The organism is Pseudomonas sp. BN515 (assembly GCF_029873155.1).
Classification (GTDB): domain Bacteria; phylum Pseudomonadota; class Gammaproteobacteria; order Pseudomonadales; family Pseudomonadaceae; genus Metapseudomonas.
In genome coordinates this window covers 1-597 of the sequence record NZ_SSOH01000001.1, presented here as the reverse complement: position 1 = coordinate 597, position 597 = coordinate 1, and the positions used below count along the sequence as shown (strand labels likewise).

1 protein-coding gene is annotated in these 597 nt (G+C 39.2%); it reads right to left on the bottom strand.

Annotated features, from left to right (window positions below):
* Positions 1 to 409 precede the first annotated feature (409 nt).
* On the bottom strand, positions 410 to 597 hold a 188-nt coding region (locus E8E91_RS00005; RefSeq protein ID WP_280374011.1), incomplete at its 5' end, for a hypothetical protein.

Genomic DNA, 597 nt, shown 5'->3' with positions numbered 1-597 from the left:
CACCCGACCCCACACCAACAGTCAAGTCTGACTCGGAACTTCTAAAACTCATCAAAACATGTGGCATTCAATCAGTCACAGTAGAACCAACATCCAAAACAAACAAGTCAAAGCCCTACAAGCAACAACTACCACTTCCTCAACAAACCACAAGTAGTCAAACAATAACAAATCTCGTCAATGAACTAGGCATCAATCAGCAAAACACATATTCGACTGCATATTTTGACTACTCTAAAACAACATTTAAACCAGTAGTTGTAACAGTATATGACCCAGTAGAACTTCTCAATACCAAAATCGCCCGAATCCGACTCCTGACCGCAACTGTCCTCCTCAACATCCTCACTATCCTAAATGTGTGCACTAAAATTGGAATAATCACCACTAAACTATTTTCCAATCTTTATCACAAAACTACTTTCCACACTTGTAGTATACTAAATTCAATTCTTACAGCAATAACAATTCTAGTGCATGCATCTACCAAATCAACTGCCCTAACACTTAAACGCATCATAACCAGTCTGTCTTTCCTAATTTCCACAATCCTAATCTCATCAACCAGACTGCTCCAAACCATCATCAAGTCTGCCC